General features: G+C 70.3%; 23 protein-coding genes. 12 read left to right on the plus strand and 11 right to left on the minus strand.

Annotated features, from left to right (window positions below; translation table 11 throughout):
• Positions 1-50: 50 nt before the first annotated feature.
• The 6 genes from ACSDR0_RS35625 to ACSDR0_RS35650 all read left to right on the plus strand — a co-directional run bounded on the left by ACSDR0_RS35625 (position 51) and on the right by ACSDR0_RS35650 (position 9,808).
• Positions 51-1,349, plus strand: coding sequence for an extracellular solute-binding protein (locus tag ACSDR0_RS35625; RefSeq protein ID WP_435293339.1), 1,299 nt, complete (start codon positions 51-53; stop codon positions 1,347-1,349).
• Positions 1,350-1,474: 125 nt separating this feature from the next.
• Complete coding sequence (locus ACSDR0_RS35630; protein WP_435293340.1) at positions 1,475-2,338, plus strand: carbohydrate ABC transporter permease; 864 nt, start codon at positions 1,475-1,477, stop codon at positions 2,336-2,338.
• The gene (locus tag ACSDR0_RS35635; RefSeq protein ID WP_435293341.1) at positions 2,335-3,159 is read left to right on the plus strand and encodes a carbohydrate ABC transporter permease; all 825 of its coding nucleotides are present in this window, start codon (positions 2,335-2,337) and stop codon (positions 3,157-3,159) included. The genes ACSDR0_RS35630 and ACSDR0_RS35635 overlap by 4 nt, the downstream gene beginning before the upstream one ends.
• Positions 3,160-3,237: 78 nt before the next feature.
• Positions 3,238-4,674, plus strand: coding sequence for a glycoside hydrolase family 5 protein (locus tag ACSDR0_RS35640; protein ID WP_435293342.1), 1,437 nt, complete (start codon positions 3,238-3,240; stop codon positions 4,672-4,674).
• An 82-nt stretch (positions 4,675-4,756) separates the two neighbouring features.
• Positions 4,757-7,732, plus strand: a complete 2,976-nt coding sequence (locus ACSDR0_RS35645) for an endo-1,4-beta-xylanase (protein ID WP_435293343.1) — start codon at positions 4,757-4,759, stop codon at positions 7,730-7,732.
• A 360-nt stretch (positions 7,733-8,092) separates the two neighbouring features.
• Complete coding sequence (locus ACSDR0_RS35650; RefSeq protein ID WP_435293344.1) at positions 8,093-9,808, plus strand: glycoside hydrolase family 43 protein; 1,716 nt, start codon at positions 8,093-8,095, stop codon at positions 9,806-9,808.
• 34 nt (positions 9,809-9,842) lie between these two features.
• Here the strand turns inward: ACSDR0_RS35650 and ACSDR0_RS35655 are convergent, their stop codons facing one another.
• Positions 9,843-10,670, minus strand: coding sequence for an alpha/beta fold hydrolase (locus tag ACSDR0_RS35655; protein ID WP_435293345.1), 828 nt, complete (start codon positions 10,668-10,670; stop codon positions 9,843-9,845).
• A gap of 241 nt (positions 10,671-10,911) precedes the next feature.
• Between ACSDR0_RS35655 and ACSDR0_RS35660 the strand changes: the two genes are divergently transcribed.
• Complete coding sequence (locus tag ACSDR0_RS35660; RefSeq protein WP_435293346.1) at positions 10,912-11,472, plus strand: SMI1/KNR4 family protein; 561 nt, start codon at positions 10,912-10,914, stop codon at positions 11,470-11,472.
• Positions 11,473-11,739: 267 nt separating this feature from the next.
• Here the strand turns inward: ACSDR0_RS35660 and ACSDR0_RS35665 are convergent, their stop codons facing one another.
• A complete protein-coding gene (locus ACSDR0_RS35665; RefSeq protein WP_435293347.1) occupies positions 11,740-12,396 on the minus strand; it encodes an acyl-homoserine-lactone synthase in 657 nt (218 codons plus the stop codon).
• A gap of 331 nt (positions 12,397-12,727) precedes the next feature.
• Between ACSDR0_RS35665 and ACSDR0_RS35670 the strand changes: the two genes are divergently transcribed.
• The 3 genes from ACSDR0_RS35670 (at position 12,728) to ACSDR0_RS35680 (ending at position 14,431) form a co-directional block, all read left to right on the plus strand.
• Positions 12,728-13,138: a VOC family protein gene (locus ACSDR0_RS35670; RefSeq protein WP_435293348.1), complete on the plus strand. Its 411-nt coding sequence runs from the start codon at positions 12,728-12,730 to the stop codon at positions 13,136-13,138.
• 199 nt (positions 13,139-13,337) lie between these two features.
• Positions 13,338-13,802, plus strand: coding sequence for a helix-turn-helix transcriptional regulator (locus ACSDR0_RS35675; protein ID WP_435293349.1), 465 nt, complete (start codon positions 13,338-13,340; stop codon positions 13,800-13,802).
• 5 nt (positions 13,803-13,807) lie between these two features.
• Positions 13,808-14,431, plus strand: a complete 624-nt coding sequence (locus tag ACSDR0_RS35680) for a glyoxalase (protein ID WP_435293350.1) — start codon at positions 13,808-13,810, stop codon at positions 14,429-14,431.
• A 56-nt stretch (positions 14,432-14,487) separates the two neighbouring features.
• Here the strand turns inward: ACSDR0_RS35680 and ACSDR0_RS35685 are convergent, their stop codons facing one another.
• The 4 genes from ACSDR0_RS35685 to ACSDR0_RS35700 form a co-directional block, all read right to left on the minus strand.
• Positions 14,488-15,072, minus strand: a complete 585-nt coding sequence (locus tag ACSDR0_RS35685) for an HD domain-containing protein (protein ID WP_435293351.1) — start codon at positions 15,070-15,072, stop codon at positions 14,488-14,490.
• 141 nt (positions 15,073-15,213) lie between these two features.
• On the minus strand, positions 15,214-16,443 hold the full coding sequence (locus tag ACSDR0_RS35690; protein WP_435293352.1) for a vWA domain-containing protein: 1,230 nt from the start codon (positions 16,441-16,443) through the stop codon (positions 15,214-15,216).
• Between the two features lie 8 nt (positions 16,444-16,451).
• Entirely contained in the window at positions 16,452-17,726 is a 1,275-nt protein-coding gene (locus ACSDR0_RS35695) for an AAA family ATPase (RefSeq protein WP_435293353.1), read from the minus strand.
• A gap of 85 nt (positions 17,727-17,811) precedes the next feature.
• Positions 17,812-19,197, minus strand: coding sequence for a hypothetical protein (locus ACSDR0_RS35700; protein ID WP_435293354.1), 1,386 nt, complete (start codon positions 19,195-19,197; stop codon positions 17,812-17,814).
• 303 nt (positions 19,198-19,500) lie between these two features.
• Between ACSDR0_RS35700 and ACSDR0_RS35705 the strand changes: the two genes are divergently transcribed.
• On the plus strand, positions 19,501-20,457 hold the full coding sequence (locus ACSDR0_RS35705; RefSeq protein ID WP_435293355.1) for a LysR family transcriptional regulator: 957 nt from the start codon (positions 19,501-19,503) through the stop codon (positions 20,455-20,457).
• 139 nt (positions 20,458-20,596) lie between these two features.
• On the opposite strand, the gene ACSDR0_RS35710 is transcribed toward ACSDR0_RS35705, so the two are convergent.
• Positions 20,597-21,064, minus strand: coding sequence for a MarR family winged helix-turn-helix transcriptional regulator (locus ACSDR0_RS35710; protein ID WP_435293356.1), 468 nt, complete (start codon positions 21,062-21,064; stop codon positions 20,597-20,599).
• Positions 21,065-21,126: 62 nt separating this feature from the next.
• Here ACSDR0_RS35710 and ACSDR0_RS35715 point away from each other — a divergent pair, with 62 nt between their 5' ends.
• On the plus strand, positions 21,127-21,513 hold the full coding sequence (locus ACSDR0_RS35715) for a tautomerase family protein (RefSeq protein WP_435293357.1): 387 nt from the start codon (positions 21,127-21,129) through the stop codon (positions 21,511-21,513).
• 162 nt (positions 21,514-21,675) lie between these two features.
• Here ACSDR0_RS35715 and ACSDR0_RS35720 read toward each other — a convergent pair whose 3' ends face one another.
• From ACSDR0_RS35720 to ACSDR0_RS35735, 4 genes are all read right to left on the minus strand, one after another.
• Entirely contained in the window at positions 21,676-22,905 is a 1,230-nt protein-coding gene (locus ACSDR0_RS35720) for a vWA domain-containing protein (protein WP_435293358.1), read from the minus strand.
• 2 nt (positions 22,906-22,907) lie between these two features.
• On the minus strand, positions 22,908-23,864 hold the full coding sequence (locus ACSDR0_RS35725) for an SRPBCC domain-containing protein (protein WP_435293359.1): 957 nt from the start codon (positions 23,862-23,864) through the stop codon (positions 22,908-22,910).
• Between the two features lie 37 nt (positions 23,865-23,901).
• Positions 23,902-24,792, minus strand: coding sequence for an AAA family ATPase (locus ACSDR0_RS35730; RefSeq protein WP_435293360.1), 891 nt, complete (start codon positions 24,790-24,792; stop codon positions 23,902-23,904).
• 83 nt (positions 24,793-24,875) lie between these two features.
• A complete protein-coding gene (locus ACSDR0_RS35735; RefSeq protein WP_435293361.1) occupies positions 24,876-25,928 on the minus strand; it encodes an XdhC family protein in 1,053 nt (350 codons plus the stop codon).
• Positions 25,929-25,940 lie beyond the last annotated feature (12 nt).

Here is a 25,940-nt window from a genome sequence, read left to right on the forward strand (position 1 = left end):
TTCGGGGAATATGGGAAACTTTCTAGTTTAACTCCCGAAAGGGGATATCCATGCTGAGTCGGCGAGGCGTGGTGGCTCTGGCGACATCCGCGCTGCTTCTCGGAGCCTGCAGTACGAGCGGGGACGGCGGCGCCGCCCAACCCGGCGCGAGCGCCGGCTCGGAGAAGGTCACCTTCGAGTTCTGGAACCTGGCGACGGCGGACCCCCTCAAGACGTTCTGGGCCAACCTCATCAAGGACTACCAAGCGGCCCATCCGAATGTGACGATCAAAAACATCGCCATCGAGAACGACTCCTACAAGCCGAAGCTCGCCACGCTCACCCAGTCGGGCAAGGCGCCCGACCTCTACTCCACCTGGGGCGGCGGGGTCCTGAAGCAGCACATCGAGGCGGGCCTGGTGAAGGACCTGTCGTCCGAGGCCGGTGACGTCATCGGCGGCCTGACCCCGGCGGCCCTGGCCGCCTACCAGTTCGACGGCAAGACCTACGGGCTGCCCACCGACATCGGCATGGTCGGCTTCTGGTACAACAAGGCGCTGTTCAAGAAGGCCGGCATCACCACCCCGCCCGCCACCTGGACCGAGTACCTGGACGCGGTCAAGAAGCTGAAGGCGAGCGGGACCACCCCGATCGCCCTCGCGGGCAAGGCCAAGTGGCCCGGCCACTACTACTGGGCCTACCTGGCCATGCGGGTGGCCGGCCTGGACGCGCTCAAGCAGGCCGGCAGCACCAACGACTTCACCGGGCCCGACTTCGTGACCGCCGGACAGAAGCTCAAGGAGCTCGTCGACCTCCAGCCGTTCCAGAAGGGCTTCCTGGGCGCCGACTACTCCACCCCCGACGGCCAGGCCGCGAACGTGTCGAACGGCAAGGCCGCCATGGAGCTGATGGGCCAGTGGGCCCCGGCCGTGCAGAACGACTCCGGCAAGGGCCTCGGCGACGACCTCGGCTTCTTCCCCTTCCCCGCGGTGGAGGGCGGCAAGGGCGCCGCGGGCGACGCGTTCGGCGGCGGGGGCGGCCTCGCCCTGAGCGTCAACGCCCCGCCCGCCGCGCTGGACTTCCTGAAGTTCGCGCTCAAGCCGGAGAACCACAGCAAGGCCGTCAAGGCCGGAGCGGTCCTGCCCGTGCTCAAGACGGGTGAGGAGGCGGCCGTCACCGACCCCCACATCAAGACGGTCTCCGAGACCCTGTCGGCCGCGAGCGGCTTCCAGCTCTACCTCGACCAGGAGTACCCGCCGGCCGTCGGCCAGGAGGTCAACGACGTCGTGGCCGAGCTGATCGGGGGCACGAAGACGCCGGAGGAGGTCGTCCAGGCCATCACCGAGACGGCCAAGGCGGAGTCGGAGTAGCCGCCCGGATGAAGACGATGACAGGGCCGGACGCGCGTCCGGCCCCTCGGTCCGAGAGACCCGCCGCGAGGCGGGGGCGGGGCGGCCTTCGCCGAGGTCGCGGCTGGGTCACCGCGATCCTGTTCGTGCTCCCCGCGCTCATCCTGTTCGCCCTCCTGGTGTTGTTGCCGATCCTGGTGGCCGGCTACACCAGCCTCTACAAGTGGAACGGCATCGGCCCGCCGAGCAACTTCGTCGGCCTGGACAACTTCACCCGGCTGTTCCAGAGCGACATCTTCGCCGGCGACCTGCGCAACGGCGCCATCCTGATCGTGCTGGGCCTGGCGGTGCAGCTGCCGCTCTCGCTGGGCCTGGCGGTGATGCTGAACCAGCGGATCCGCGGGCGGGCCTTCTACCGGCTGCTGTTCTTCGCGCCGTACATGCTCTCCGAGGCGATCACCGGCGTGCTGTTCTCGCTGATCCTGTCGCCCGAGTCGGGCCTGGCCAACCGGCTGCTGACCTCCTGGGGGCTGGAGCCCTGGACCTGGCTGTCCGAACCGGACACCGTGATGTTCTCGCTGTTCCTGGTGATCACCTGGAAGTACTTCGGGTTCCACATGATCATCTATCTGGCCGGCCTGCAGGGCATCCCCAAGGAGCTGAGCGAGGCGGCCAGGATCGACGGCGCCGGAAGCTGGGACGTGTTCCGCCACATCACCCTGCCGCTGCTCGGCCCCACCATCCGGGTCAGCGCGTTCCTGTCCGTCATCGGCACGATCCAGCTCTTCGACCTGGTCTGGATCCTCACCGGCGGCGGCCCGTCGCACGCCTCGGAGACCATGGCCGTCAGCATGTTCGAGTACGGCTTCAAACGGTCCCAGATCGGCTACTCCAGCGCGATCAGCGTCGTCATGTTCCTGATCAGTCTCGTCTTCGCCCTCGGCTACCAGCGGTTCGTCCTGCGCCGGGACCTGGAAGGGGCCAGCACCACCATGGGAGGCCGCCGATGATCACCCGGCTCCGCACGTACCCGATCCACGTGGTCATCTGGATGGCGGCCGTCTTCATCGTCGTCCCCTTCCTGTACGGGCTGCTCGGCGGTTTCAAGACCTCCGACCAGCTCTCCGTCAACCCGCTGGGTCTGCCCTCCCCGTGGGTCACCGACAACTACACCGACGTGATCGTCTCCGGAGCGTTCTGGCGCCAGCTCCTCAACAGCCTGTTCATCGCGGTCGCGACCACCGTGCTGGTCGTGGGGCTGTCGGCGATGGCCGCCTTCGCCTTCGCCCGGTTCGCCTTCCGGGGCAGGGAGTTCCTGTTCACGCTCTTCGCCATCGGGCTGATGTTCCCGTTCGCGGTGGCGATCCTGCCGCTGTTCGTCCTGCTACGCACGTTCGGCCTGCTGGACAACCCGCTCGGGGTGATCCTGCCGCAGGCCGCGTTCGGCCTCCCGCTGACCGTGATCATCCTGCGGACGTTCTTCCGGTCCATCCCCAGGGAGATCGAGGAGGCCGCCATCATCGACGGCTGCACCCCCTTCGGCTTCTTCTGGCGGGTGCTGCTGCCGATAGCCAAACCCGCCCTGGCCACCGTCTCGGTGCTGGCGATCGTGGCCAGCTGGAACAACTTCTTCCTCCCGCTGGTGGTCTTCAACGACCCCAGCCTGTGGACCCTGCCGCTCGGCGTACAGCAGTTCCAGGGGGAGTACATGACGGACACCGCCAAGGTCCTGGCGTACGTCATCGTCGCGATGGTTCCCGCCCTGGCCTTCTACGCGGTCGCCGAGCGTCAGCTGATCAGCGGCCTCACCGCGGGAGCCACCAAGGGCTGACCGGAATTCCATCGCTGTAGAGAGATCGCTGTAGCAGATCGTCATGTAGACAGATCGTCATGTAGAGAGTGAGACACCATGACCCTGAGTGTCGCCGGATCCCGTCTCGTCGATTCGGCCGGCACCCCGGTACGGCTGCGTGGAGTGGGCCTCGGGGGCTGGCTGAACATGGAGAACTTCATCACCGGCTACCCGGCCAACGAGTCCGCGATGCGCGCGGCGGTCCGGGAGGTGCTGGGGGAGGACCGGGCCGAGCTGTTCTTCGACCGCCTGCTCACCTCGTTCTTCGGCCCCGACGACGCCGCGCTGCTGGCCGGCCTCGGCATCAACTGCGTGCGCATCCCGGTCAACTACCACCACCTGGAGTCCGACGACCGCCCCTTCGAGATCATCGAGCACGGCTTCCGTCACCTGGACCGGGTCATCGGCCTGCTCGCCGGGTACGGCATCTACAGCGTCATCGACCTGCACGCCCTGCCCGGCGCGCAGAACCAGCACTGGCACTCCGACAACCCCACCCACATCGCCGCGTTCTGGCAGCACCGGCACTTCCAGGACCGCGCCGTCCACCTGTGGGAGGTCATGGCCGACCGCTACAGGGACAACCCCTGGGTGGCCGGATACAACCCGATCAACGAGCCGGGCGATTCGAGCGGGCGGGTCGTCGGCCCCTTCTACGACCGCCTGGTCAAGGCCGTCCGCGCCGTCGACCCGAAACACGTGCTGTTCCTGGACGGCAACACCTACTCCACCGACTTCTCGATCTTCCGCGAGGTGTACGAGAACACGGTCTTCGTCTGCCACGACTACGCCCTGGCCGGATTCGCGCACGGCGGCCCCTACCCCGGCCACACCCGTGGCGAGTGGGTGGACCGGGCCCAGCTGGAGCGCTCGTTCGAGCGGCGGACCGCCTTCCAGCGCGAGACCGGCACCCCCATCTGGGTCGGCGAGTTCGGCCCCGTCTACACCGGCGTTCCGGAGGTCGACCAACAGCGCTACCGGATCCTCCGCGACCAGCTGGAGATCTTCGACTCGTACGAGGCCGGCTGGTCGCTGTGGACGTACAAGGACGTCGGGCTGCAGGGGCTGGTCAGCGCGGGCGAGCCGTACATGAGCCGGTTCGGTGACTTCATCGTCAAGAAGGGACGGCTGGGCGCCGACCGGTGGGGCTCGACGATGGAGGAGTCGGCGACCGAGCTGGCCCCCCTGCACCGCCTGATGGAGACCGAGTTCCCCTCCTGGGACCCCTACCCGTGGGGCGCCCGCTACCAGATCGACGACCTGATCCGGCACGTCCTCATCGCGCAGGCGCTGCTTCCCGAGTACGCCGAGCTGCTGCGGGGCTGCTCCGACGAGGACCTGATCGCCCTGGCCGACTCCTTCGCCCTGGCCCGCTGCGTCCGGCGCGAGCCGCTGCTCGACCTGCTCGCCGGGAACCTGCTCGCGGAGAACCCGCGCGGTGAGGACTCGCACGCTGAGGACCCGCACGGGCAGAACCCGCGCGGCGACGCCTGACACACGCCTGCTCCCACCTGCCCTCACCTGCCCTCACCTGCTCCCACCTGCCCCTCCTACCTGACCGAGGAGCCCAGGAAAGATGCGCACCCCCCGGCCACCCGTGAAAATACCGCGACCAGCGGTCCTCGCCCTGCTGTCCCTCGCGCTGTCCCTGGTAGCGGGCGCCCTGGCGGTGGTGCCGACGACCGCCGCCACGGCGGCCACGATCGCCGCCTACGACTTCGAGTCCGGGACCCAGGGCTGGGGGCCGCGAGGTTCCGGGGTGTCGGTGGCCACGACCACGGACTCCGCGCACGGCGGCACCCGGTCCCTGCTCACCACCGGCCGTACCGCCACCTGGCACGGCACGGCCCTCACCCCGCCGTTCGAGAAGGGCGTCACCCACGAGGTGACCGCGTGGGCGCGAGCCGCCGCCGGCAGCCCGTCCTCGACGATCGCGCTCACCGTGCAGCGCACCCCGGCCGGAGGCGCGACCGTCTACGAGCGGGTCGCGGCGGCCGTCGTCACCGACGCCGCGTGGGTCCCGCTGTCCGGAAGCTACGCCTACACGGCCGACTCGGAACTGTCGCTGTACGCCGAGAGCTCCGTCGAGACCGTCGAGTTCCTGCTCGACGACATCGTCGTCACCGCCGACACCGACCCCACCCGGTCCGGCCTGACCAGCGACTTCGAGACCGGCACCGCGCAGGAGTGGACCGCGCGCGGCGGCTCCGCCCTCACCCCGGGCGCCGCCTCCGCGCGCACCGGCGCGTACGGGCTGGGCGTCACGAACCGGCAGGCCTCCTGGGACGGCCCGTCGCGGACCGTCCTCGGCAGGATGGCCAAGGGGGCGAAGTACACGCTGTCGGTGTGGGTGCGCACCGCCGACGCCCAGAGCCTCGGCCTGTCGGTCGAGCGGCGGCTGGACGGCACCCCCGCCTACGAGCGGGTGGCCGCGCCCAGGGCCCTGGCCGCGGGGGAGTGGACCGAACTCGCGGGTACCTACACCCTGGCCCACGACGTGGACTTCCTGAGCGTCTACGTCGAGTCGGCCGAAGGGACGGCGCCCTTCGACGTCGACGACTTCCGGATGACCTACGTCGAGCCCAGGCCCATCCAGACGGACATCCCCCCGCTGAAGGACGAGCTGCCGTTCACGATCGGCGCGGCCTTCTACCGGGGCGCCACCCTGGGCGAGCACGCCAAACTCATCACCCGGCACTACGAGAGCGTCACCCTCGGCAACAGCCTCAAATGGGACGCCACCGAGCCGGTCGAGGGCGAGTTCACCTTCGCCGACGGCGACTACCTGGTCGACTGGGCGACCGCCAACGGCCTGGAGTTCCGCGGCCACACCCTCGTCTGGCACAGCCAGACCCCCGCCTGGGTGTTCGAGGGCGCCACCAAGGAGATCCTGCTCCGGCGGCTGGAGAACCACATCCGCGCCGTGATGGGCCGCTACAAGGGGAGGATCGGCACCTGGGACGTGGTCAACGAGGTCGTCGACGAGAACCGGCCCGACGGCCTGCGCCGCTCCCCGTGGTTCGAGATCGCCGGACTCGACTACATCAGGACCGCCTTCCGGGTGGCCCGAGAGGTGGACCCGGACGCGACGCTCGTCATCAACGACTACAACACCGAGTTCCCGCGCAAGCGGCAGGCCCTCTACGACCTGGTGCGGAAGCTGCGCGCCGAGGGCGTGCCGATCGACGCGGTCGGCCACCAGTTGCACGTCAACGTCGAGCAGCCGCCCGCCTCGTACATCGAGGACACGATCGAGGGGTTCGCCGGGCTGGGCGTCGACCAGCAGGTCACCGAGCTGGACGTGAGCGTCTACACCGACTTCACGACCTCCTACGACACGGTGCCCGCCGAGGTCCTGGCCCTGCAGGGCCACCGGTACCGGGAGATCTTCGACGTCTTCCGGCGCCAGGCCCGTCACCTGTCGTCGGTGACGATCTGGGGCGTCGCCGACGACGCGACCTGGCTGTCGTCCTTCCCGATCACCCGTCTCAACCCGCCGCTGCCGTTCGACGACGAGCTCCAGGCCAAGCCCGCGTACTGGGGCATCGCCGACCCGGACAGGCTGCCCCCGCTCATCCGGAGCCTGAACGCGCCCGCGGGCACGGTCACGGTGGACGGCAAGCGGGACGACCAGTGGAACCTGCTGCCCGACGCGCCCATCGCCCGGAGCGGCGACCTGTCGGCGACCTGGCAGGCACGCACCACCCCCGCCGGGCTGTACGTGCTGGCCGAGGTCACCGACGCCACGGACGACAGGACCGACACCGTCACGTTCACCGCGGGCGGCACCCCGTACCGGATCCAGCGGGGTGGCACGCACGCCCACGGCTTCAAGGCGCACACCAAGAGGACCGCCACCGGCTACCGGGTCGAGGCACTGCTCCCGTCCGGCGCGGCGACCGGCGTCCGGGTCGCCGTGGCGGACGCGGGCGGGCGGGAGACCACCTGGACGGGTGAGCTGGTGCCGATCCCGGCGATCAGGACGACCTCCGCGCCGAAGGGCGTCCCCGTGGTGGACGGCACCGTGGACGCCGCCTGGAGCAGGGTCCCGGAGGTCACCACCGGCACCCGGATCCAGGGCACCTCGGGGGCGACCGCCGCGGTGCGGGCCATGTGGAGGGCGGGCACCCTCTACGTCCTGGCCCGCGTCACCGACCCCACCCTCAGCGAGGAGTCGCCGAACGCCTGGGAACAGGACTCCGTCGAGATCTTCGTGGACCCGGAGAACAACAAGACCAAGGGCTACGACGATGACGACGGTCAGTACCGGATCAGCTTCACCGGCAGGAAGACCGTCGGCGGCACCTTCGACGCCTTCGCCGTCAAGGACAACCTGACGGGCGCGGCCACCCGCGTCGCCGGAGGCTACGTGGTCGAGGCGGCGATCGCGCTGCCCACCGTGACGCTGGCGCGAAACGCCCTGCTCGGCTTCGACGTCCAGGTCAACGACGCCACGGGCACCACCCGCACGGCCGCCGCGACCTGGAACGACCCGACCGGGCGGAGCTACGTCGACACGTCGAGGTGGGGGGTGCTCCGGCTCGCCAAGTAGGCGAGACCGTCAGACCGCCGGGTCCGTCCTCCCCCAGGGGGGAGGACCCGGTTGCGGGGAGTGCCGGGCCGGGCCTTCAGGGGGGTGGGCCCGGCACTTCCTCGCGGGGATCCATGTCCGGAGGGTCACCCGTCCCGGGGAACCAGGACGGATCCCTGACCCGCCCGCCCGCCCGCGCCGATCCGGCCCCGGGTCACGGGGCCTGGCACGCCCGTGCCGACCCGGTCCTCAGTCACAGGGCCTCACACGCCTGTGCCGACCCGGCCCTCAGTCACGGGGCCTGACACGCCCGCCCGCGTCGACCCGGCCCCGGGTCACAGGGACCCTCGAAGGAAGACCCGGACACACCAAGGGAGTCTCGTGTACACCAACCCCGTCATCCCCGGCTTCCACCCCGACCCCTCGGTGTGCCGGGTGGGCGCGGACTACTATCTCGTCACCTCGTCCTTCGAATGGTTCCCCGGGGTCCCGATCTTCCACAGCCGCGACCTCGTGCACTGGCGGCAGCTCGGCCACGTCCTGGACCGGCCGTCCCAGCTCGACCTGGACGGCGTACGGCCGTCCGGCGGCATCTACGCCCCCACCATCCGGTATCACGAGGGCGTCTTCTACATGATCACCACGTTGATGGACGAACCGGGAAACTTCCTGGTCACCGCCACCGACCCGGCCGGGCCGTGGAGCGACCCGGTCTGGTTGCCCGGTACGCGCGGCTTCGACCCCTCACTGTTCTTCGACGACGACGGCCGCGCCTGGATGACCGGCACCCGGCAAAGGGCCGCCGGGCGCTACGACGGCGACAGCGAGATCTGGCTGCGCGAGTTCGACCCGGCCACGCTCAAGCCGCTCGGTGAGGAGCACGTGATCTGGGAGGCGGCGCAGCGTGGCGGCGTCTGGTGCGAGGGCCCGCACATCTACCGGGTCGGCGCCCACTACTACCTGCTCACCTCGGAGGGCGGCACCGCCGAGGACCACGCCGTCATGGTCGCCAGGGCCGAGCGGATCACCGGCCCCTACCGGGGCAACCCGCGCAACCCCGTTCTCACCCACCGCCACCTCGGGCTGCTCCACCCCGTCACCAGCGTCGGCCACCCCGACCTGGTCCGGACCGCGGAGGGCGAGTGGTGGTCGGTCCTCCTCGCCACCCGCCCCTACGGAGCCTTCACCGCTCCCGCCGGCGGCCGCCCCCCTGGTGAGTCCACAGGTTCCCCTGACGGCCCCTCCCACGTGGCCTCCTCCGTCATCGACCTCCATGGCGGATCCGCGGGTCTCCTCGCCACCCGCTCCCACACCGGATCGACCGACTCCCACGGTGAGTCCGTCGGCGACCAGCCCACGACGGCCGCCGTCCGCGCCTCCAGGGGCTACAACCTGGGCCGCGAGACCTTCCTCACCCGCGTCCGCTGGGAGGACGGCTGGCCGGTCTTCGACCAGGTGGAACCGTACGCGCAGGCCCCCTCGACCCCCGCGCGCCGCTGGCCCGCCACCCCCGCCTGCGACCACTTCGACGCCCCGCGCCTCGCACCGGTCTGGAACCACCTGCGCACGCCCCGCGAACCGTACTGGAGCCTGGCCGACAGCCGGCTCACCCTGCATCTGCGACCGCAGACCCTGAGCGAGCGGGCCGCGCCCAGCCTGGTCGCCCGGCGGCAGCAGCACATCGCCTTCGCGGCCCACACGGTAATGGAGTTCCGCCCCCAGGGGAAGGAGTGCGCCGGGCTCGTCCTGTTCCAGAACGACGACTTCCACATCACGCTCGTCCTCACCGCGCACGGCCTGGAACTCACCCGCCGGTCCGGCGGCACGGACACCCTCCTGGCCCGCGCGGACGTCGTCCCGTCCGGCTCGCTGTGGCTGGGCGTGGAGGCCCACGGCCAGGACTACCAGGCCCGCTACGCGCTGCGCCCCGGCGAGTGGACCGACCTCGGGGCCCCGATGGACGGTCGCGTCCTCGGCTCCACCGTGGCCGGAGGCTTCACCGGCGCCATGATCGGCCTCTACGCCTCCTCCAACGGCCACCCGAGCACCAACACGGCCGCCTTCGACTGGTTCGAATACCTGCCGCTTTCGGTGTGACCGCGCATTGGCGGAGGGACGTGCTGCTGGTCGGCTAGCCGTTGAGGAATCCCTCGATCGCCTCGGCGAAGGTTTTCGGAGCGGTGACCCAGGGGTAGTGAGCCCCGGGCAGCACGATGCTGGTCCCGCGCGGGAAGATCGCGGCCAGCTCGGCCGCGTGCGCGGGCAATGGTCCTGGATCCTGCTCTCCCGCGATCACCAAGACCGGCGTGGTGACCTTCGCCAGGCTCGCCCGGGTCTTCTCGGCATCGGGCATGGTGGTGTGGAAGCGCTTCGCCGCCTCGACCGAGCGTTCGGCGAACCGTGTGGCGTGCGCTTCGGCGGTCTCGTTCCAAGGACTGTAGAAGAACGGCTGCGCCCTCAGGCGCCGGCTCTCATCGCCCGCGTCCCACGCCTTGAGGTCTGGCAGTCTGCTCTCGTACCAGCTCTCATCGGCTCGGCGCTCGATCTGGGCGTACCACTGCTCATCGGTTATCTCGATCCCCACCGGGTGCACGCTCGGTGTGACCAACACCAGGTGCCCTATCCGTTCGGGATACCGGGCCGCATACAGTAACGCCAGCCCTCCAGCCGCCGAATGCCCGAGCAAGTCCATCCGCTCGAACCCCAGACGCACACGCAGCGCCTCGACATCCGCGACCATGCGGTCCATCGCATACGTGTCTGGATCAAGTGGCGCCGCGGATTCGCCGGTTCCTCGATTGTCCAGCAAGAAGAGCCGACGTTGAGCCGCTAGACCACCGAGATCTCCCAAGTATCGCGAGGACCGCCCCGGCCCGCCCGGCAAGCAGACCAGCGCCGGCCCTTCTCCCCGCTCATGACAGACGAGCACGGTCCCGTCATATGAAGTAAAACTGACCATCCCTCCATCCTCGCATCGCAGCCCCAAGAGCCGTCAGGCCACGATCTCGATCTCCAGCCCGGAGCCGGCCGGACAACCGCCTGCGCGCCTCGCCACTATCGCGCACCAACTCGTAAGCATCGACAGATGCCATACCTTGATCATCTCGTGTATGTCCCGCACCTGGAGGTTATCGGGAGGGGCAGCCCTGGCTTTGTGCCGCACGCGCAGCAGCCACTCGAAACGGGATACCTTCTTCACAATGAGTGCCCAGTACGTATGGTCTGAACGCTTCCCCGCAAGGCATCCGGTGACCGAGGGTTCTGGTCACCCGGCGGTCAGTCCACTCGGCGATCTGTATCCTCCGGCTACCGAAGCAGAGGTCCGCCGACTTGAAGAGCGGCTGGGTGTGGAGCTGCCGCCGAGTTACCGGCAGTTTCTCCTGTTCGCCAAAGGGTGGGGCAGCGACGATGACTGCCGCCTGCTGCGTGTCGAGGAAATCGGCTGGCTCCGTGATGTCGACCCCTCGGTCGCCGAGAGCTGGTCAGAACCCAAGCCCGAGAACTCATGGAGCGTGCCCGACGAGCTCTACTTCGTCTACGGACACGAGCAAGTCTCCGGCGACATGAGAGGGGAGTATGTATCCGACACCCTTCTGGCCGGGTATTGGGACGATGGAGTCGTTCTCCTCAACCCCTACGTCAAAACTCCTGAAGGTGAGTGGGAAGCCTGGTATCTCGCGCCATGGCTGGCCGGTGCCAAGCGTTACAGGTCCTTCTGGGACCTCGCAATGGACGAGCTGCGAATGCGATACGCACATTGATGTCCTTTCGTCGTTGAGCTTCGCCTTCAAGGTCCACGTCGGCCCCGGCACGGCACGGCCCGGCCGAATGCGCACCTCAACGGGCTGACCGCTCCGGTGCTCGCCGATACGGTCACCGACCACGTGTACCTCTACAACCCCGACCAGATCATGGAGGACCTGTACTCCTGCATCGCCTCGTGACCCGATGACTGACGAGCGTCGGTCGATCGCGGCCATCACCGATCGACCGGCGCTGCTCGTGGGCGTCGTCGGCGATATCGCCTCTCAGCCCCGAGCGGCAGCGCAATCACCGTGACAACCGGTCTCCATTTCCGGAACAGGCGGCGCGTTCTCCAGAAAATCCCTGGTCGATGTGATGTAGGCGGAGCAGAGAAGCCTGCCGAGGCGCGCCGCTTTACCGTCGCCCAATCGCCGGGTAGGAACGCCCATCGCGTTCACGCTGCGCTCCAGGGCCACGCCCGAAACCGCTACCACCGCTTCGCCGTGCTGATCGACCCAGCGGAACGCCCCCCAGAGCAGCGCACGGGCGAGGGGGCCGAGACCCGCCGCCACGGTACGAGACCTGCCCCGGCCGGTGGCCAGGCGGCTCAGCTCCCAGACGGCCGGATCACGAGGAGCGGCGCCACCGCGCAACGTCTCGGAAAAGACCTCGGGGAGCATGTAACGGCCGTCGGTGGGCAGCAGCCGGCAGCACCCCGTGACCTCCTGGCAGTCCACCCGATAGGTGATCACGTAGACCGGATCGCAGTCATCGTAGAAATCGCGTTCCATGCCGTGAACGCTGTCGACGTCCCAGCGCAGGCGCTCGTAGAACACTTCGTGACGCAGGCGGAACATACCATCGAGTAGCCACGCCGGCAGTTCGCCCGTGCGGCCGACAACGATTCGCTGGGCGCACAATTTCGGTGGCGGATCGTCCACGAGAACCCCTGGAGAATGACCGGCTTTCCCGCCGATGGCTTTTCTCCTTGTTCGTGGCATCCCGCTGTTCGGATTGGCCGGGCTGTCGCTCGCCGGTCTCGCCCGGTGCCGTCGCACGATGGAAGCCGGAAGCGGATGGAGCCGGACGACACCGCGATCATGTCCCCGCGGGTGCCCGGCAGCGCGCCGGTACCCCGTCCTCGCGCCTCGGCGTCAGGTGTCCCGGCCCGCGATCACCGGGGGCGGTGGTGGAGATCCCGGGTGAACAGGTGGCCGAACCGGTCAGGATTCGAGAAGCGCCGGTCACCGAGCCGCGGATAACGTGACGGCCATGGACATCACCATTCACACGAGCTCCCTCCCGCATGACGACCCGGACGCCTCCCTGGCCTTCTACCGCGACACCCTCGGCTTCGAGGTGCGCAGCGACGTCGGGAACGGCAAGATGCGCTGGATCACGGTCGGCCCCGTCGGCCAGCCCGGCACGTCCATCCTCCTGGCGCCGCCGGCCGTCGACCCCGGCATCACCGAGGACGAGCGCCGCACCATCGCCGAGATGATGGCCAAGGGCACCTACGGCTGGATCCTGCTGGCCACCCGGGACCTCGACGGCGTCTTCGAGAAGCTGCAGGCCGGCGACGCCGAGGTCGTCCAGGAGCCGACGGAGCAGCCGTACGGCATCCGCGACTGCGCCTTCCGCGATCCCGCGGGCAACCTGATCCGCATTCAGGAGCTTCGCTGAGCCGTCCGGCGACCGAGGTGGCCATGATGGGCGCCACCGGGCGGTCATGGCTCACGGGGACCGGATCATCGACCTCGGTCCCGGCTTCGGCCACGACGGCGGCCGGGTCGTCTTCGAGGGCGTCCACCGGCTCCACCCTCACCGGCGAGCACCTGGTGTGGCTCAGGTGATCGCGGACATCGATGAAAGGAGTTCTCTCATGTGTCATCCCGCATGGGGGCGCGCACTTGCCGAGGCACAGCGCCTGAACGACCTGGCGCGGCTGCGCCGCGTCCGCGACCGGATCGACCGGGAGTACGAGCAGCCGCTGGACGTCGAGGCGCTCGCCCGTGGCGCGCACATGTCGGCCGGGCACCTCAGCCGTCAGTTCCGGCTCGCCTACGGCGAGTCGCCGTACTCCTACCTGATGACGCGGCGCATCGAGCGCGCGATGGCGCTGCTGCGCCGTGGCGATCTCAGCGTCACCGAGGTCTGTTTCGCGGTCGGCTGCTCGTCGCTGGGCACCTTCAGCAGTCGCTTCACCGAGCTGGTCGGTATGCCGCCCAGCGCCTACCGGCGCCAGGCGGCGCGCACGACGGCGGGGATGCCGTCGTGCGTGGCGAAGCAGGTGACGAGACCGGTCAGGAATCGAGAAGCGCCGGTCACCGAGCCGCGAATAGCGTGATGGCCATGACTTCCATCGCATCCATCACCCTCGAGGTGGCCGACACCGCGGCCGCCGACCGCTTCTACACCGCCTTCGGTCTGGGCGCTCAGGTGCGCCTGCGAGCCTCGGAGGCGCCGACGACCGGCTTCCGTGGCTTCGCGCTGTCGCTCACGGTGTCCCAGCCGGCCAACGTCGACAGCTTCATCGGCGCCGCCCTCGACGCCGGTGCCACGACGCTGAAGCCTGCCGCGAAGTCGTTCTGGGGCTACGGCGGCGTCGTACAGGCCCCGGACGGGACGATCTGGAAGGTCGCGACGTCGGCGAAGAAGGACACCGGGCCGGCCGGCCGGCGGTTCGACGAGATCGTGCTCCTGCTGGGAGCCGCGGACGTGGCCGCGAGCAAGCGGTTCTACGTTGACCGCGGCCTCGTCGTGGCGAGGAGCTTCGGCCGCAAGTACGTCGAGTTCGCCACCGCGTCGAGTCCGGTCAAGCTGGCGCTGTACGGGCGGCGTGCCCTTGCCAAGGATGTCGGCGTTCCTGTGGACGGCACCGGATCGCACCGGCTCATGCTCGGCGGCGACGCCGGGTCTTTCACCGACCCGGACGGGTTCGCGTGGGAGGCCGTATCGCCGGCGATCACGCCCTGACGTGCCACCGCAGCCTGCCCGGCGACGCGCCGGTGCCCCGGCCCCGCGCGTCGGCGTCAGGTGTCCCGGTCCTCGTTGAGGAGGCGGGTCACCCACTCCAGCGAGCCCGTGCCGAGCGCCTCGTCCGCCAGACGTTTGGCGGACGGCGTCTTCAGCGCCGCGAGCGAGCTGTCGATCCACGGCTGCATGTTCTGGTGTCCCTGCTCGCGGTACTCGAGGGCCTGGATCAGGCACTCCAGCTTGTCCGCGTCACGGGCGCAGACGGCCTCGAGGCTGGCCTTCCGCTCATACTCGCCGACCGCGCCGCTCACCATCTCCGCCACCGGCCGGGGGACTCCGCGTACCTGGTCGGCGGTGACCTCCTCGTTGGAGGCCGCGGTGAGGTAGCGCCTGGCGAGGTGGTGGATGTCGGTGATCCGGGTCTCCTGGGTGTCGTGGAACAGGCTCATGAACGCCGCCCGTTCCGGGTTTCCGCCCTCCAGCGCGGTGATCACGCTCGCGATGATCGCCGTCCGGAACGAGTGGTCGGCGACGCTCTCGGGGTCCCGTACTCCCGCGACCAGCCAGCCCGTGCGCTTGTAGCGCTTGAGCAGGCCGATCTCGTACAGCAGGCCCGTCAGCCTCGACAGCTCCTCCGCCACGGAAGTCCCCTCTCACCCTCGGTGGATCATGCGCAGAGCGTAGAGGATCGCCGCCGGCTCACGCCGGGACCGCGGTGACACGGCGGCCTCGTCCAGCGGACGAGGCCACCACGTCCGGCCCGAACCGGGCGGCCGGAACGGCTAGCCGATGACGACCACCCGTGCCCATTCGGGCGGCGCGTCCGGCACGTAATCGGGATCGTCCTCGTCCCACGATCGGGGCCCCCTCCTCCGGGGGAACAGTCCCACCACTGTCCGGCACGGTGGCCGCGTGTCCGGCCAGGGGGTTTGACCGTCGGTCAGGATCACGATGACGTCCGGCCGCGGCGTCGCCCGCAGCGCCTTGGCGAAGCCCGTACGCAGATCCGTCCCGCCACCGCCCACCAGCGGGATTCCCTCGGCGCGGCACAGCGGGTGCACGACCCGGGCCGCCACATCGCACGACAGCACGCTGACCAGGTCGCGCCGGCCGCCCACGACACGGACGATCGCGGCGAGCTCCAGAAGCGCGCTACCCAGTTCGGCGTCGCTGACCGACCCGGAGGTGTCGATGACCACGGAGATCCGAGGCGGCCTGCGTCGCAGGCTCGGCAGGACGACGCCGGGCAGGCCGGCGGACCGCCGCGACGGCCGGCCGTAGGTGTAGTCCTCACCCGCACCCGGGCCGGAGGCCGCCGAGCGGACCGCCGCGCCGAGGAGTTCCCGCCACGGCTGCGGCGGGTGAAACGCCTCCTCCGCCCACCGCCCCCACCCCTTCGGGACGTTCCCGGGGCGGGCGGTGATGCCTTCCGCGACCCGGAACCGGACCGCGTCTCGTTCCTGTGGGCTGAGCCCGTTCGCACCGTCCGGTCCGAGGTCCCACTCCCGGTCCAGCCCGTCGGCGCCACTGCCGCAGTCCAGCCAGACCAGGCTTTGCGTGTACGGCCCGAGCCGGAACCGGCGCAGGTAGTCCTCCATGAGTTCCCCCTCGGGCAGCCCGAGGGTCCCCGGTTCGACGGCGCCCTCGGGCCGGGCCAGCCCGTCCCCGAACACGTCGTCGTTGATCTCGCAGTCCGCGGCGATGTTCATCCGCAGCCGGTCCCCCGGTCCGGTCAGTCCCCGCTCCAAGGCGACCCGGTCGCTACGCCCGTGATGGTCGCGCAGCAGGTGGGAGACCTCGTGTACCCACACCCCTGCCAGCTCCTCCACAGGGGTCCGGTCAACGAACGCCGGTGAGACGTAGCATCGCCAGTCTCGGTCCACGGCCATCGTCGGCACGAGTCGCGACTCCACCGGGTGCAGCGCGAACAGCGCCGTCGCCAGGTAGGGCCGAGCCCGGGTGGCGAGCAGCCGGGCGGCGAAGAGCTTCTCGAGGTTCAGGGTCCTCTCCACGCCGGACGTCATCGGCCCGGCCCCGCGACGGCGGCGACCCGCGCCGCGGCGTCGTCCGCCTGCCTGCTCAGGGACACCACCCCGGCGAGCTTCTCGATCGACGCCGGGACATCCCAGTCCGCGCGGCGCAGCGCGGCGAGCGTGGTCGCGGGTACGACCACCAGATCCGGGGTTCCGGTCTCCAGCGCTCGGGCCAGCAGTGCCCACGCCGCGTCCCAGCGAGACTTCTCCGGCCGCTTCCGGACCGCCTCCACCACGCCGTCGAGCACGGCTTGGCGCAGGTCGCCCCGTTCTGGGAGGTCGGCCGCCGCCGGGTCGGCCAGCAGCACCTCGGGGTCAGGGAGGTCCATCCGGTCCAGGCAGGCCAGCAGTTCCAGCCCCGGGCCGTCCCCTACCGTGCCCCGGACCAGCATGGACAGTACGTCCCGGGACGTGTCCGCCGCGGTGGCGAAGGCGGTCAGACACAGTGCCATCTCCCAGCTGCGGGGTGAGGGCCATGGGCCGCCCCGGCGGGCTTCGTTGCTCGGCAGCCGATGCACGAGGGTGGGGCGGGCGGCGAGGAGCCCGCACACCGCACGCCGGGCGAACGTCACGGCCTCTGACAACCGATCCGGGTCGAGCCGTGGCAGCGATGCCCGCGGCCAGGTCCCGCCAAGGCCGCGCACCACGACCTCGTGGTCGTGAGCCCACTGCAGATGAACGAACCGGTTGGCCAGGGGCGCACTCAGCTCCCAGCCGTCGGCCGCGGAGGACCGCGGATTGGCGGCCGCCACGATCCGCACTCCGGGGGGTAGCCGCAAGGCGCCGACCCGCCGCTCCAGCACGAGGCGGAGCAGAGCGGCCTGAACGGCCGGCGGCGCCGTGGACAGCTCGTCCAGGAAGAGCAGTCCTCGGCCCGCCCTGGCCAGGTGTACGGCCCAGTCCGGCGGGGCCATCGGGACGCCCTGCACCGCGGGGTCGTCGCCGACCACGGGCAGGCCGGAGAAGTCGGACGGTTCGTGCACGCTGGCGATCACCGTGGTCAGCGGCAGGTCGAGGGCCGCGGCGAGCTGTTTCAGAGCCGCGGTCTTGCCGATCCCCGGCTCACCCCACAGCAGCACCGGCAGGTCGGCTGCCACGGCCAGGGTCAGCGCCTCCAGCTGCGTGTCGATGCGCGGCTCCGTGGCCGTGTCGTGGAGCAGGGCGAGCAGATCGGCGGCGACGTCCAGCCTGGAGGCGTGAGCCGGGCCAGAGGACGCGGCGGTGGCGGTGGACGGAGATGCGGGCAGGACGGATGCGAGCATTGGATCACCTCTGAGGTCTGGTCGAGCCGGGCGTGGTCAGAACGGGAACGCGGTGAGACGGCACAGGGAGGATGAGGCCCGCGAATCAGCGGGACATCGCGTGGCGCGGACGCGCGCGGTCGCCGCCGAGACGGCGGTCAGGTCGGGTGGCGGGCCCCTGTCCGATCCCGGCCAGTCCGGCCCGGAACAGTCCATGGGCGATTCGCCGCAGCGCCGCCATCTCCAACTCGTCCCGTAGGGCGCCCTTGGGCAGCGGTGCACCGGGCCCGAGGAGACCTTCGACGGCGGCCAGAGCACCGGCGGCGTCGCCGTGGTCCAGGCGTGCGCGAACGTCGATGAGACACTCCGGGGCGCGGTGTGCCTCGTCGATCACCCGCAGGCAGGGCAGCGGGGTGCCGGTCAGCGCGGCCAGCAACTCCTCGCGGCGAATCTCCGCCGGGTCGTGGTCCAGCGGGACGAGCACACCGTTCACGAGACCGATCCGGTGCCGGGCGCCACGGCACTCGACCAAGCGGTGATGGGCTCCGCCGTCAGAGATCCGTGGAGCGCCGGTCTGGGAACGGCCTGGCACAAGCGCCGACGCGACGAGCGGGTGCAGCCGGTCGGCCTCGAGCAGCCCGGCGCGAAGCAACGCCAGGTCGGGTAGCACCCACGTCGCCGCGTCGGGCAGCACCGGCAGCGCGGACCCGCCACCCCTCGCGGGGGCCGTCGTCATCCGCGGCGCCGGGAGTCCGGAGGTAGCCCCGTCCGTTGCCGGCTCCAGCACCAGTTGACGCCGCCGCCCGAGTCGCACGGCGACCGCGCCGCCGGCCCGCCCTTCCTCGCGGAGCAGTATCGACGCCTCGGCCGCCCAACGGTCCACGGCGCAGCCGCGCTCCAGCAGTACGTCCAGGTTCGGAGCGGGACGGCCGCCGGCGGGCGGCGGGTCCGCCCCAGAGCGGACCCGTAGCTCATCGATCCTGCGGACGTCCCACAGGTGGCGGTGCAGGTCGAGGCGGAAGCGCCGGTGAGGACGGGGATGCGGATGCGGACCGGTCTCGGACCGGGGCCCGTCCCACAGAGCCAGGCCGATCCGCTGACCGGCATCCGCCCAAGCCGGCGGAGTCCTGGCCACGAGGTGCACCGTGCCGCCACCCCCATGCGACGCCGGGTGGTATCGGACCAGGGAGATGGTCAGGCCCGGGCGCAGCAGGCCGTTCGGTGCGATCCTCGGCATGTGCCAGCGCAGCAGGTCAGGAGCCAGATGGCGGAGATCGGCCCGGACGCGGGCCGCGAACTCCTGGCCGTGTGAGCGAGCCGCGGAGCGCAGGTTCAGATCGATGTCGACGTGTGCCGCGGCACACGCTCCCGCCCAGTCCCCGGTGGCGCGGCGGGCGGTCGCAGACTCGATCATGGACGGCGGCACGGCGAACTCGCGCACGCGCAGCCAGAAGGAAAGACGGGAAATCTCGTTCGTGGTCCGGGAGCGCATCAGCACTCACCTTGCTCGAACGGGACCCCCAATCTGCTGAGGGATATATTCATCTTGATCAGCATATAACTCCCCGCACTGGATCCGCCATGCACGAACTGTCGGGTTTCGTAGCGGTGCCGGGCGCGGAGCGGACCAGCGCGAAAATCCTGCGCCCGGCGGCCTGGAAGGCGGGGGACCCGCTCCGGATCGCCATCCTCCGGCGCTCATTCCTCTCACGCTGTCACTACCGCACATTCGGGTGCTCATTCTTCTCAACGCCGTCGCTACTGGCAGGGAGATCTTTGCAGTAGCGTTCCACGCGTGACACCAACCCAGCTGCGCGCTTTCGTCGCCGTGGTGCGGCTCGGTTCGGTCAAGGAGGCGGCGGTCGAGCTCGGCGTGTCGGAGGCCGCCGTCTCGTTGCACGTCGGGCAGTTGCGCAAGGAGTTCGACGACCGGCTGTTCACGCGGACCGCGTCCGGGCTCGCCTTCACTCCCGGCGGTCTGCGGCTCGCGAGCCGTGCGGCGGAGATGCTCAGCCTGCAGGAGCGCACGATCGTCGAGGTGAGCCAGGCGAGCCGCGGCCGGCGGCTGCTGCGCGTCGCCGCGTCGAGCCTGTTCGCCGAGCACGCGGCACCCGGCCTGATCGGGCTGTTCGCCGGCAGGGCCGCCGACCTCGACGTTGAGTTGAGCGTGCACGACCCCCGGAAGTTCAGCGCCCTGCTGCATGCCCGGGCGGTGGACGTGGCGATCGGGCCCCAGATGGGAAACCTGGACGAGTCGCTGGCGTGCCGGACGTTCCTCAACTACCGGGTGATCGTCGTGTCCGGTCCGGACCACCCGCTCGCCAACCTCGATGTCGGCCCGCACCAACTGCGTGAGGAGACGTGGCTGCTCGGCCCGTCGGCGGCGGCGGACATCGGGGTGATTCCCGCGTTCCTGCGTCGCATCAGCGTCCCCGAGGAGCACCAGCAGATCTTCCAGAGCCACGCCGCGGCGTTGGAGGAGGTCAAGCGCAACAACGGCGTGGCGCCGACGGTCTCCTTCGCGGTGGCACAGGACCTGGCCAACGGCAGTCTTGTTCGCATCGCCGGGCGGACCCTCCGGCTCGACGGGGTGTGGGCCGCGCTGAGCCTGGCCGAACGCGACGCGTCGTCGGCGGCGGCCGAACTCGTCCGGTTCGTCACCAACCCGCGTGCCACGCAGGCCATGCTGCGCGGACCGGGCGTCAACGTCGGCCGGTTCCGCCCCTCCGTTCACGTCACCCTCTGGAGCTAGCCCCGTTTTCCGCACGTGAGTGATCCTCAGCGGGGAGGATCACTCACGGTGTCCTCGAACGGCCGTGGATCCGGCTGTCAGGGGCATCCCGGTACCGCTCCCCGCGAGGCGTCACCGTGCCGGCGCGGGCGGCTTCGCCTCAGGTGTGCATCCGCTTGCCCAGGGCGGTCTCGTAGGCACGCATCGTCCGCACGATCGTGGCGCGTTCGGCCGGCGTGAGGTCGGCCAGGACCTCGGCCCACGCCAGCGCGCTGCCCGCCAGCCACTCGCGGATCGGCTCGGCGTACTCCGGTGCGATCGCGACGACCCGCCGCCGCCGGTCGGCATCGTCCTCTTCCCGTATCAGGACGCCGCGGCGAGACAGGTCGCCCACCATGAGGCTGACGGTCGTCGGGGCGACCTCCAGTCGCTCCGCCAGCCGGTTCACCGTGACAGGGCCGTCGTATTGCAGGTAGGCCAGCAGCGACAGGTGGCGGGGCGCGAGATCGAGTGTCCGCAGCGGCTCCGGAACGGGCAGCCGCTTGGCCCGCCCGACGAGCCTGGGCATCAGCAGCAGCATGGACCGCACCGCCTGCTGGGTCGTCATGCCGTCCGCGTCATTGACCATCTGGCACCTCACCAATTACCTTTGACTCTAAAGCTAATTTGAGAACAAACAGGAGGACCACGATGCCACATCTGACCGTCCGGGTCCTGGAACCACAGCTCGAGGGCAACGAATCGGCCCTCATCGCCGCGCTGACCGACGCGGTGGTCGACGTGTACGGCGAGTGGGCGCGCGACGTCGCGGTCATCCACCTCGACGGCGTACCCGCCGGACGGTGGGGCCTGCGGGGCAAGCCGGTCGACGAGGCCCCACCCGTGATCATGTTCGGTATCCGCGAAGCGGCGTTCACCCGTCCCGACAGCGGCGAGCTCATCGCCAAGCTCGTGCGAACCGTCACCGGCGCCGTCGCCGACGTCCTCGGAGCGCACCTGCGCGACACCATCGCGGTCGAGCTCGTCGCGACCCCGGCCGGCCGCACCGCGCTCGGAGGTGTGATCGTCGACGGCTAGTCCCGGTTTCGCGCGTCGAGGCGGCCGGACTTCGACGGCCTGCCGTGTTGGTCATCGTCGACCCGCGAGACCTCCGCTGAAGATCACGCATATGCGGAAAGCGGGGCCGGTGGGTACGGGCTCGGTCAATGTCCCTTCCTGACAGCGGTCCAGGCCCTCCGCTCACGTCACGCTATGGAGCCGGCGGGCACGCGAGATCTCAGCGATCACACGTTGCAGGGATCGGAAGGTGTCCGCCGGTAGCAGCCGGTCGCAGTACGGGAGAGCGGCGGCCATACTGGCGACGCGCGGCTCGAAGTCCGGGGCGGATGCTCTCGGGTTCATCCAGATCACGCGATGCGCACGCCGGCGCAGGCGCGCCATCGCGGACGCCAGGGCCTCCGGCGAGTCGCTGTCCCAGCCGTCCGAGCCGATGATCACGATGGCGCCCCGGAGCGCTCCTCCGTGGTGGGAGGAGAGCAGCGCCCGCAGGTTGGTCGCTATCCGCGTTCCGCCGAACCGGTCGGTGACCTTGTCCGTGGCCTGCTCGATGGCGACGGCCGCCGACTTGTGCGTCAGGACCGTGGTCAGCCGGGTCAGCGACGTCGCGAAGGCGAACACCTCCGCGTCGGCGGCGAGGGCCAGGGCGCGCATCAGATGAAAATAGGCCGGTGCCTGCGCCTGCATGGACTGGCTGACGTCGCAGAGCATGACGACGCGTCGCGGTTTGTCGATCGCCCGCTCCCGCACCAGGTGAAGCGGCTCCCAGCCGGTCCGGCGAGATCGCTGTACGGTGGCCCGCACCGCGATGCGGTGGCCTCGGGGATTCGCCGCGAGCCGCCGGCTCCGCCTGGTGGGCCAGTCGACCACGGCGGACCGCAGCCACGTGCCGAGCAGTTCCATCTCCCGGGCGTCGAGATGTTCGAACGGCACCTCCGCCAGCCCGGAGATGTCATTGGGCAGGCGGTCGGGCACGGCCAGCGGGCTGTCCGACGCCTCCGCGTCGGCGACCACGGGGGGAAGCGTCACCCAGGGCAGCGCGTCCCCGTGCCGCCGGTCCGTGGAGTTCGCGGGCAGGGAGGCGAAGGCGTCGTCGCGGCCGGAGGCGGTGATCCGCGGCCGGCGGCGCGCGTGCGGATCGAGTGCCAGTGCCACGCCGCCGAACACCGCCGCGAACACCGCGTCGAAGACGTCGATCTCCGAGCGTTGCCGCACCAGGGTGATACGGGCGGTCCAGTACAGCCTCGGGAGCGAGTCCGGAGGGGACACCTCCAGCGCACGGATGAAGTTCTCGATGGCGGTGAAGCCGACCGGCACGCCGCGCTGCCGGAGCCGGACCGCGAGCGCGACGCCGAACGCCGCGCCGTCGACCCCCGGCAACAGCGCCGACGGGACGGAGTGGTTACCGGACATTTTCACGAGACGACGAAGTAGACGACGAGGGCGACGGCGAGGAGCAGGACGACGATGACCGGAAGCGCGCGCTTGTAGATGGATCCGCCGGCGATGCTCATCACGTCCAGCGGCTCGGCGTCGACCTCGGAGACGATGACACGCCTGCTCGGCGCACCGGCCTCGGCCGCTCCCGGGGGTGGCGCATGGACCTCGCCTTTCTCGCGGGACGTCACAACGGTTTCCTGAGGTGCCACAACGGTTCCGTTCGTTTCCAGAAGTTCGTCCGTGCCCGCGGGCGCAGTGCCGGCCCCGGCCGGTCCCGGGGGCGGCGCACCGGCCTCGCCCGTTTCCCGGGGCGCCGGGGCGGGATGCGACGGCGTCTCCCCGGCGCCGTCCGGCTGCCGGGCGATGGCGGGGGAGCCGGTGGCCACGGCCGGGATTTCAGGAACGCCGTCAGGGGGGCCATCGGTCGCGGGCAGGGCTTCGGGAGCGCCGTCAGGGGAGCCGGTGGTCGCGGCCGGCGTCCCGGGGACGTCGGCGCTGAGCTTTCCTTCGAGGCAGTCCACGAACTGGCCGAGCAGCTTCCCGGAGATCTCCTTGATCATTCCATTGCCGAACTGGGCGATCTTGCCGGAGATCTTCAAGTCCGTGTCGACGGTGACGACGGTGCGCGTGCCATCGGCCCGAAGCCGCGCGGTGATGACCGCCGAGGCATTGCCCGCCCCCCGCGAGTCACGGCCCTTGGCGTCGATGACGGCGCGATGATCCGCGTCGTCCTTCTCGACGAACCGGGCCGTGCCGGCGTACTCGGAGACGACGGGACCGACCTTGATCTTCACCTTGCCGGAGTAGACGTCGCCGTCCACGCCGGTCAGCTGCGCGCCCGGCATGCACGGGGCGATGCCCTCGAGATCGGTGAGCACCGCCCACGCCTGATCGATCGGAACGCTGACGGTGAACTCGTTGTCAATCTTCATGGGATCTCCCTGTGCTGTCGGATTCCCGCGCCGTCGATCAGGTGGTCGCGCCAGGGGCAAGGCCCACCTGGTCGAGCGCGCCGGTGATCGCGTCGCGGTCGTCCGGTGTCTTCGCGATGGTGCTCAGCGTCCGGACGACGTCGTCCCGGACCAGATCGGTCGCGCCGAGCGCGGACAGCGCGGAGACCCAGTCGATCGTCTCCGCCATGCCGGGTGCCTTGTCGAGGTCGAACCGGCGCACGCGGCCGATGAAGTCGGTGGCCGAGCGGATCAGTGTCTCGTTCGCGGCGGGAACCGAACGGCGCAGGATCTCCGCGGCTCGCTCAGCCGCGGGAAAGTCGATCCAGTGGTACAGGCAGCGCCGTCGGAGCGCGTCGTGCAGGTCCCTGCTGCGGTTGGAGGTCAGGACGACGATCGGCCGGCGTTTCGCCGTGAACGTGCCGAGCTCCGGAATCGTGATGGAGGACTCGCCGAGGAACTCGAACAGCAAAGCCTCGAACTCGTCGTCGGCACGGTCGATCTCGTCGATCAGCAGCACCGGGGGCACCGGCCCGCTGTGCCGGATGGCCCGCAGGATCGGGCGTTCCTGTAGAAACTCCTCGCTGAACAGGTCGGCGTCGGTCAGGTCGTCCCGCCGCGACTCGGCCAGCCGGATGGCGAGCAGCTGCCGCTGGTAGTTCCACTCGTAGAGCGCCTCGCTCGCCGTCAGCCCTTCGTAGCACTGCAGCCGGATCAGGGGCGTGACCAGGGCGCGGGCCAGGGCTTTGGCCGCGGTGGTCTTGCCGACGCCGGGTTCGCCCTCCAGCAGCAGGGGCTGACCGAGGGTCAGCGCGAAGAACAGTGCCGAGGCGGTGCCCTCGTCGACCAGGTAGTCCATCTCGTCCAGGCGTCGCTGGACCTTGGCGGCGTCGGTGAAGATCTGGTTCACGACGCGGCCCCGGTACGGATCTGATTCACGACGCGATCCCGGTGTGGGTCTGGTTCATGACGCGGCCTCGGTGTGGGTCTGGTTCATGACGCGGCCCCGGTGCCGGTTCGCGGCAGTGGTCCCTTCTCCGCGTAACGCCGGCGGCAACCCGGGCCGCAGAACCACACGTCGTCGCCGTCGACGGTCAGGTGAGGCGTGTCAGGAGCGACGGTCACGGTCATGCCGCAGACCGGGTCGACGGCCTGCACGCTCGCACCCGCGACGGGTCTGTCGCCCGATGGACCGTAAGCGCCGGGCACGCTGTCCAGTGGACTGGAGGCATCGGGCTCGCCGTCCGGTGAACTGGAGGCATCGGGCCCGCCGTCCGATGGGCCGGGAGCCGCGGGCCCGCCGCCGGGTGAGGTGGAAGCCGCCGGGGTCAGACCCTGGGTGCGGATCGCGGCGATGATCTCCGCCAGGATCGACAGGGCGATCTCGTGCGCGGTGCGGGCTCCGATCCGGAGCCCGACCGGCGAACGGATCCGCCGGCGTTCGGCTTCGGTCAGGTCCATCTCCGCCAGCACCGCCGTACCGCGCCGGTGGCTGGCGACCAGGCCGACGTACCCGACCCCGGCGTCCAGCGCGGCGCGGATCGCGGTGGTCTCGTCGCGTCCGTGGCTGGACACCACGACCGCGGTGGCGCCCGCCGGCCCCTGCCCGTCCGCCGCCCGCCGTACGGTGAGGTCCAGGGGCGCGGCCAGCTCGGCCAGCGCCTCGGCGATCGGCGACCGGCCGACGATCCAGAGCACCGGTGACGGGAGCAACGGCCGGAGAAAGATCTCCAGCGCGCCGCCGGACAGGCAGGGGTTCACCACGACCCGGGCGCCGGGGGACTCGGGGAAGTCCAGCTCGCCCTCCGGCAGCACGCGCAGCAGCACGGACCGGCCGTCCTGAAGCGCGCCGAGCGCCGCCGTGCGCACGGAGCTCTCCGCGCACTGACCGCCGACGAAACCCTCGATGGAGCCGTCGGGCAGGACGATCGCGTCGTCGCCGGCGCTGACCGCCGTCGGGAAATGGGCGCGAACCACGATCGCGTGGACGAACGGAACGCGGTCGGCGACCAGTTCCCTCATTCGCGTCGAGATGCCGGAAAGCATGAACGCTCCGAT

The sequence above is a fragment of the Streptosporangium sp. G11 genome (assembly GCF_051192615.1).
Classification (GTDB): Bacteria; Actinomycetota; Actinomycetes; order Streptosporangiales; family Streptosporangiaceae; genus Streptosporangium.